The organism is Emticicia sp. MM (assembly GCF_001649495.1).
The window spans coordinates 1-6,704 of the sequence record NZ_LXHX01000106.1; the positions used below are offsets into that span (position 1 = coordinate 1).

A 6,704-nucleotide genomic window follows, 5' to 3' on the forward strand; every position below is an offset into this window, starting at 1 on the left:
TCTCCCGTGCGATACCACACTTTTTCGAGAGCTTTTAGCATTAAACCTTGCTCATAATCCCACGCAGCGGGCTTGCCTTCTTTCACGGCAATCGAATCTTTATGACGACTCATAAACGATTCTGCCATCCAGACGGAGTATGATTGCCCCCAAGCACCAAGAGGGGAGTTAAGGATAATTAGTAAATAGAAAAATAGTTTTTTGGTGTTCATTTTTGAAAATATTTTATTGTTTTCGGAACTTTAAAAGTTCTTCTTTAGGGGTATTACTTCGTCAACATTATCGCACTATCATTTAATGCAAATTTGTGTTTCTTGATTAAATTAATGATTTCTGCACCTGCAAAAAGTGCTGGGCCGTAGCCGTGGGCCGCATATACATTCACGGGGCGGTAGTAATAAAATGCAGGTTCGAAGCTCATACCTGTACCTACGCATACGCCTTCTACTTGCCCTTTTTCAGTAACTTTGGTAGCTACTGCATTCCAGCCCAATAAGGCCATTGGGCCATAAGTAGCGGCATCGAGCCAACCTTCGTTTATTCCTTTGGCAATACAATAAGTATAAATTGCCGTTGCTGAAGTTTCTAAATAGGTATCGTTTTTATCGAGTAATTGATGCCAAAAACCTGTGCCTGTTTGGTAAGAAGCCAAGCCTTTTGCATGAGCTTTGTATAACGCTAAGATTTCTGCACGACCTTTATAATCTTTTGGAAGAATATCCAATACTTCAACCATTGTTAGAATCGCCCAGCCGTTGGCTCTTCCCCAGTGAAATTCTGGGTGCGTTTCCATACTTTCTACCCAACCGTGCATAAAAATTCCCAAATCTTTATTGAACATTCGTTTCGAGAAAAGTTGGATTTGTTTCACGGCATCATCATAATATTTAGTATTGCCCGTGAGCTTTCCCATTTGAGCCAATGCAGGCACGCCCATAAACATATCATCGAGCCAAAGAGTATTTTTGAGCGGACGATTTCGTGCCAGCGTTCCATCAGCCAAGCGATATTCTTTGGTGTAAATATAGTTGAGGTAATTGTCAATCAGTGGTCGCACATTGTCTTTCACCAAGCCATCACGCATGGCTTTTATCATTGAAACCGACATCGCTCCACAATCATCTAAGGCGTGTGGAGCAATGATTTGGCGAAGCGGCATTCCTGAACTTACTGGAAATTTGGCTTTGATGATGGGTGTAAGTTCGGCTAAGAAATTGAGACGTTGAGTGGTATATTGTGCAAAACGTGGGTCGCCCGTGGCTTTGCTGGCTGCCAACATCGCTGCGTAAGTTACACCCCATTCGTAGCTTGTCAGACTAAAATCGCCACGATAAACGGTTGCGTTTGTATCAATTTTTGAGAAATCTTTGATTTCTTCTTTAGTTACTTTATTGATAACTCTTGTTGGAGTAACAGCATCTAAATAATTATGAATACGATTTAAAACTTGTGTAACTTCCTCAACTTTTGGACTGCCATAGGGCGTTGGATAATCGGGTTTTGCTGTATGCAGAGCCTCTGAATGTAGGGTAGAAGCAGGTGCTTGCACCTGTGCGTAAACAGTGTTTACAAGGCAAAAAGCTACTAATACTAATGCTTTTTGAAAGAAATTTAATGAAAATTGTATCATGATTTTAAAAGAAACTATCGAACGTCGTTTGTGGACTATCGACTAAATTAAGCTAAATAAAAAACATCTTTTAGGTCAATACTAATAGGAGAATTGTCGGGGTTAGTATCCATAATATCGGCCATATATGCCCACCAACGTTTCGTGATTGGATTATTAGGAATTTGATTGAATTTTTCTAAATCTTCTACTTTCAGCGTTCCGAAAAGAATATTGGTTTCTTCATCCAAAAAAATCGAATAGTCGCTTACGGTGGCATCTTTCAATACTTGACCGAGTTCGGGCCAAAGTTCGTCATGGCGACGTTTGTATTCCGCTGTTTGTCCAGCATGAAGTTTCATTTTAAATCCTAAACGGTGCATATTTTTTATGGTTGAATTTGTAAGGCTTTTTTATAAAACTTGTAGTTTGTCTTAGTTTTTAAGGGATAAATTGGAGAAAACCTTCTCCGAAACCTTAAAAACAGTTCCATGACGCAAGCCTTTCGGAAAACTTACTTGCTCCGAAATATCTTCCCAGTTTTTTAGGTCTTTCGAGCGAATCGCACCGTATTTATGGTCGATGTATTTATCGAAATAAACATAAACGTATTCACCGATACGAATTGAAGTTGGCCCTTCTGCCCAATATTTACCTGTGATTGGATCAGAAACTTTATCTACTGAGAACAAACTTGCTTTGTTTGATTTTATGATACGAATATTCTTTTGCGGTGGATTCGGATTTTCGTTTTTGATAAACATGTAGTAACTTTTTCCATCTTTCAGAATCGAGGCATCAATGGCACTGAAATCTGGATTAAAAAATAGTTTAGTTGGACTGAAAGTCTTAAAATCAGTTGTTTCGGTATAATAAATTCTGTGATTCCAACCTTTTTCTTTTTCTGAATCTGCTATATCTCCGTGCCTTTTCGGAATAGTCGTTGCCCAGAAAATGAGATAACTTTTCTTTTTATCATCATAAAAAACTTCGGGAGCCCAAGAATTTTTGGCAGTAGGCTCATGTTCCATAACTGGAATAGCTTTTTGTTCTGACCAATTTACTAAATCTTTCGACGAAGCATAGCCAATGATTTGGTCATGCCAGCCACTTGTCCAAACCATGTGAAAAGTACCATCGGGCGATTGAATAATACAAGGGTCACGCATCAATTTATCCTTTCCGATTTCGGGTTTCAGAAAAGATTTTCCTTCGTTGAGACTTTCCCATTTTAGGCCATCTTTACTGTAAGCAAAGTGTAAACCATCTTGGCCGTTGTCAGTAAAATATGAAAATAGATAAATGTCTTTTTGTGCAAAAACAAAATTTGAAATAAAAATTAGAAGTAAACCTATGATTCTTGATGAGGTCATGCTTTATCGGGTTGAATGCTTTTAAGGTCTAAAGAATTTAAAATTAGCCCGATTTTTGTAGTAAATCAATATTTATTATGGCTTATTTTACGCAAACGTTATCGGGAACGTTCCCGAAATGAGATTTTGAGAAAAAATAATTATGGATAATGAAGGTGAATGTTTTGTTAAAGAGAAGGGTAGATAAGTTGAGTGTAAGAATTATACTAATTTTTATATTCGTTTAAGCTGAAAACACTGGAGCGATTAGTCTATGCCTAAATCATGGCATATTTTCTTATCAGATGTTATTAAATCTATTTCGAGGCCTGCCGTATCAGCAATTAGATGGTTTATGATTGATTCCATCTCAATTCTACTTATACCATCCTTTTGAGATAATGTAGAGTAATTTAGGGAGACTAATTTCGGTATAAAATCCAAAACTAATGAAGGGTTGATTGTCGTTCTTAATGGTTCAAGTTTCTTTGAAATAATAGCTGTTAGGATGATTCCCAAAATGGGGGTGACAAGGCTCCATTTTGTATAATCGAAAACTATAATTAGAATTGCTGAAATAAGAAGTCCACCAAGAATTATTATCATTCCAAAATAGTTTAAAAATTTATTCCAAGATTCATTTAAAGTGAGATTAGGGACTTCTATGTTTAAGTTTTGTGAAAATTTTAGATAGAAATCTTTTCGATTTTTTTTTGGAAAAACATCATTTAGATTTGTTGAAAGTAAAAAGTCTTTCTTTTGAGATTTAAAATTATCAATGACATATTGGCGAATTTTGTAGAAAAGTGATTGAGAGATGCACTTTTCTTTATTTTGATGGTCAAGTTTCCCCCAAACTGTATTATGCAATTCTCCAACTGTTTCTATTTCTTCAGCTTCGTGGTCTGAAATTGATATACCAAATGTTTTTTCAATTTTTACCAGTAAATCTACATTATCAAGTCCCATAATATTCGGTCAATTTTAGGTGGTATACATAAAATTATTCCCGTAACCTTATAAAAACTTTGCAAGATTACGGGAATGATTTTCAATTTACCAAACAATCTCCATTTTCTGTCCAGCAGTCAATGAAACGGTTTTAGTTTTATTGCCCGAAATCAAGGTAGCTTTACCGCCTTTTTTCGAAGAAATGATTACTTTTTTTAGTGTTTTTTCGTTCCAATCAAGCGAAACCTCAAAACCTCCTCTGGCACAAATACCTTTTACCGAGCCATTTGCCCAAGCATCGGGTAGGGCAGGGAGTAAGCGAATCGTCTCTTCGTCAGATTGCACCAACATTTCGGCAAAAGCGGCAGCTCCACCAAAATTTCCATCAATTTGGAAAGGCGGGTGAGCATCGAAAAGATTTGGATATGTGCCACCACCACGAGCGTAATTGGTTTTTACTCCATCAGGTTCAACGTAATGTAGCAGTTCACGAATCATCTTGTAGGCATGATTTCCATCTAAGAGCCTTGCCCAAAGATTTATTCGCCACCCTTTGCTCCAACCAGTAGTTTCGTCGCCTTTAATTTCAAGCGTTTTGCGGCAGGCGTCGGCCAAAGCAGGGGTTTTTAGTGGCGAAATATGGTTTCCTGGGAAAAGCCCAAACAAATGCGATTGGTGGCGGTGTTGAGGTTCCGCATCTTCCCAATCATAGTACCATTCTTGCAGATTGCCTTTTTTACCGATTTGATAAGGGTAAAGTTTAGCTAAAGCTGTTTCGAGTTTTGCTCTAAATTCGGCATCAGTATTTAATATTTTTGAAGCTTTGATGGTTTGTTCAAAACATTCACGAATCATCGCTAAATCGGCCGTTCCACCATACATGGTTGCTCCTTTGTAGCCATTGGGTGCGATGTAAATATTTTCGGGAGAAGTTGATGGCGAGGTAATTAGCTTACCATTTTTATCTTCAACCAACCATTCTAAACAAAACTGAGCTGCACCCTGCATGAGCGGATAGGCTTCATTTTTTAGGAAATTTTGGTCTTTCGTAAAAATATAATGTTCCCAAAGGTGCGTACTGAGCCACGCACCGCCCATATTCCAGTTGGCCCAACCTGGGTCGCCATCACCAAAATCTCCAACTGGATTACTCATTGCCCAAATGTCTGAGTTATGTGCAACCGCCCAGCCATTTACACCATAAAATGTTTTGGCCGTAACTTTGCCAGTAGTGGCCACATTCTTGATAAATTTCATCATTGGCTCGTGCATTTCGCTTAAATTGGTATTTTCGGCGAGCCAATAATTTTCTTCAGCATTGATATTGGTTGTGTAGTTACTGCTCCAAGGTGGACGCATGTATGGATTCCAAATTCCTTGTAAATTGGCTGGTACTCCCATCGTGCGTGAGCTACTGATGAGTAAATATCTGCCGTACTGAAAATAAAGAATCTCTAAGTTTTTATCTTCTTCGCCTTTGGCGTAGCGTCTTAATCGTTCATCAGTTGGAAGATTAGGTGCAGTGGTTTTTCCTAAATTTAAACTTACACGATTGAAAAACTTCTGATAGTCGAGCAAATGAGCTTGTTTGATTTGAGCGAAAGTTTTGCCAAAGGCTTTGCTTAAATTACTCGCTGCAATGGCCTGATTATTAAGGCCTTGCGTAGCTGGGTTTTTATCGAAACCATTAAAACTTGTGGCAATCGAAACGTAGATAATGGCTTCGGTTGCTCCTTTTACGCCCAATGTGCTATCGGTTGATATGATTGTGCCACCTGTATTTTTAATTTTTGCCAAAGTCGTGAAGCGTGTGCCTTTGTTTTCATCAAAAACGATAGGGTTTTCAACTCTTCTATAATTGGGTTCGGCTTTGATTGGGGCGTAGCCATTGGCCTGCAACGTTTGATTAGGCGTAGAAACCTTGTATTTGAGCAAGCTATTAAATTTTACATCAAAAGTTAACGCTCCTTTTTGGCTACTTGTTAGTTTCACAACCATGATTTGGTCTGGCTGCGAAACAAAGTATTCACGAGTATATTTAACACCGTTAATTTCGTAAGTAACTTTAGAAACTGCCTGCGAGATATTCAATTCTCTGTAATAATTAGAGTAATTAGCCGCATTGGCGTGATTGATATACATCGTGCCAAGAGGTGCATAAGACTCCGAAAACTTGCCTTGTAGTTTACGTTGGAGTTTATCGGCTAATTTATAATCTTCATTTTTGAGAGCCTCTCTGATGGCAGGTACATTCTTATAAGCGTCTGGGTTCATGTTGGCGTTGACTGGTTCGCCCGACCAAAGTGTGGCGTCATTAAGAAGAATTTTGTCCGATTCTACGCCACCAAATACCGTTGCACCGAGTTTACCATTTCCGAGAACTAATGTTTCTTCAAAATATTGGGCGGGCTGTTTGTACCAAAGTGTATTGGTCGATTGAGCAAAGGTTTCGCTGGAAAGCATCAGTAAAATAAATGCTTTCAGATAATTTTTGAACATAATATTGAAGTAGGATTGATTTTTTTGTAAAGATAAAAAAACACACCTAAATACCCACTCTTATTTGAGAAATTGCAACTATTTATCTACATTTGTAGATATTTGTTAAAGAATGTTAATTACTAAAAAAATATCCAGTTTAGTCTGCAACTTTGTACTACGTTTTTGCATCTTATATATGTAATCCATTTTACGAACCATTTATCCTCAATTTCGACCATTCATAAGAAAAAGTGAAAAATAAAAGGTACTATGTATTGCATAATACTAAATAAAACACATATCTTTGTATT

The 6,704-nt window shown here is 37.6% G+C and carries 5 protein-coding genes and 1 pseudogene; all 6 read right to left on the minus strand.

Annotated features, from left to right (window positions below; genetic code table 11):
* Window positions 1-212, minus strand: a pseudogene (locus tag A6M55_RS13200) (glycoside hydrolase family 88 protein); the annotation flags it as partial.
* A 53-nt stretch (window positions 213-265) separates the two neighbouring features.
* Window positions 266-1,630, minus strand: coding sequence for a glycoside hydrolase family 105 protein (locus tag A6M55_RS13205; protein WP_064198067.1), 1,365 nt, complete (start codon window positions 1,628-1,630; stop codon window positions 266-268).
* Between the two features lie 47 nt (window positions 1,631-1,677).
* Window positions 1,678-1,992, minus strand: coding sequence for an L-rhamnose mutarotase (gene rhaM / locus A6M55_RS13210; protein WP_064198068.1), 315 nt, complete (start codon window positions 1,990-1,992; stop codon window positions 1,678-1,680).
* A 51-nt stretch (window positions 1,993-2,043) separates the two neighbouring features.
* Window positions 2,044-2,982 carry a glycoside hydrolase family 43 protein gene (locus tag A6M55_RS13215; RefSeq protein WP_064198069.1) on the minus strand — a complete coding sequence of 313 codons (939 nt, stop codon included), beginning with the start codon at window positions 2,980-2,982 and terminating at the stop codon, window positions 2,044-2,046.
* Between the two features lie 246 nt (window positions 2,983-3,228).
* Window positions 3,229-3,930 (minus strand): hypothetical protein, encoded by a 702-nt coding sequence (locus A6M55_RS13220; protein ID WP_064198070.1) that lies wholly within the window; start codon window positions 3,928-3,930, stop codon window positions 3,229-3,231.
* Window positions 3,931-4,017: 87 nt separating this feature from the next.
* Window positions 4,018-6,411, minus strand: a complete 2,394-nt coding sequence (locus tag A6M55_RS13225) for a glycosyl hydrolase family 95 catalytic domain-containing protein (RefSeq protein ID WP_064198071.1) — start codon at window positions 6,409-6,411, stop codon at window positions 4,018-4,020.
* Between the last annotated feature and the right edge of the window lie 293 nt (window positions 6,412-6,704).

Bases quoted from the DNA above. Each gene is read 5' to 3' on its own strand.
- A6M55_RS13205 (WP_064198067.1), bottom strand. From the start codon at position 1,630: ATGATACAATTTTCATTAAATTTCTTTCAAAAAGCATTAGTATTAGTA.
- rhaM (WP_064198068.1), bottom strand. From the start codon at position 1,992: ATGCACCGTTTAGGATTTAAAATGAAACTTCATGCTGGACAAACAGCG.
- A6M55_RS13215 (WP_064198069.1), bottom strand. From the start codon at position 2,982: ATGACCTCATCAAGAATCATAGGTTTACTTCTAATTTTTATTTCAAAT.
- A6M55_RS13220 (WP_064198070.1), bottom strand. From the start codon at position 3,930: ATGGGACTTGATAATGTAGATTTACTGGTAAAAATTGAAAAAACATTT.
- A6M55_RS13225 (WP_064198071.1), bottom strand. From the start codon at position 6,411: ATGTTCAAAAATTATCTGAAAGCATTTATTTTACTGATGCTTTCCAGC.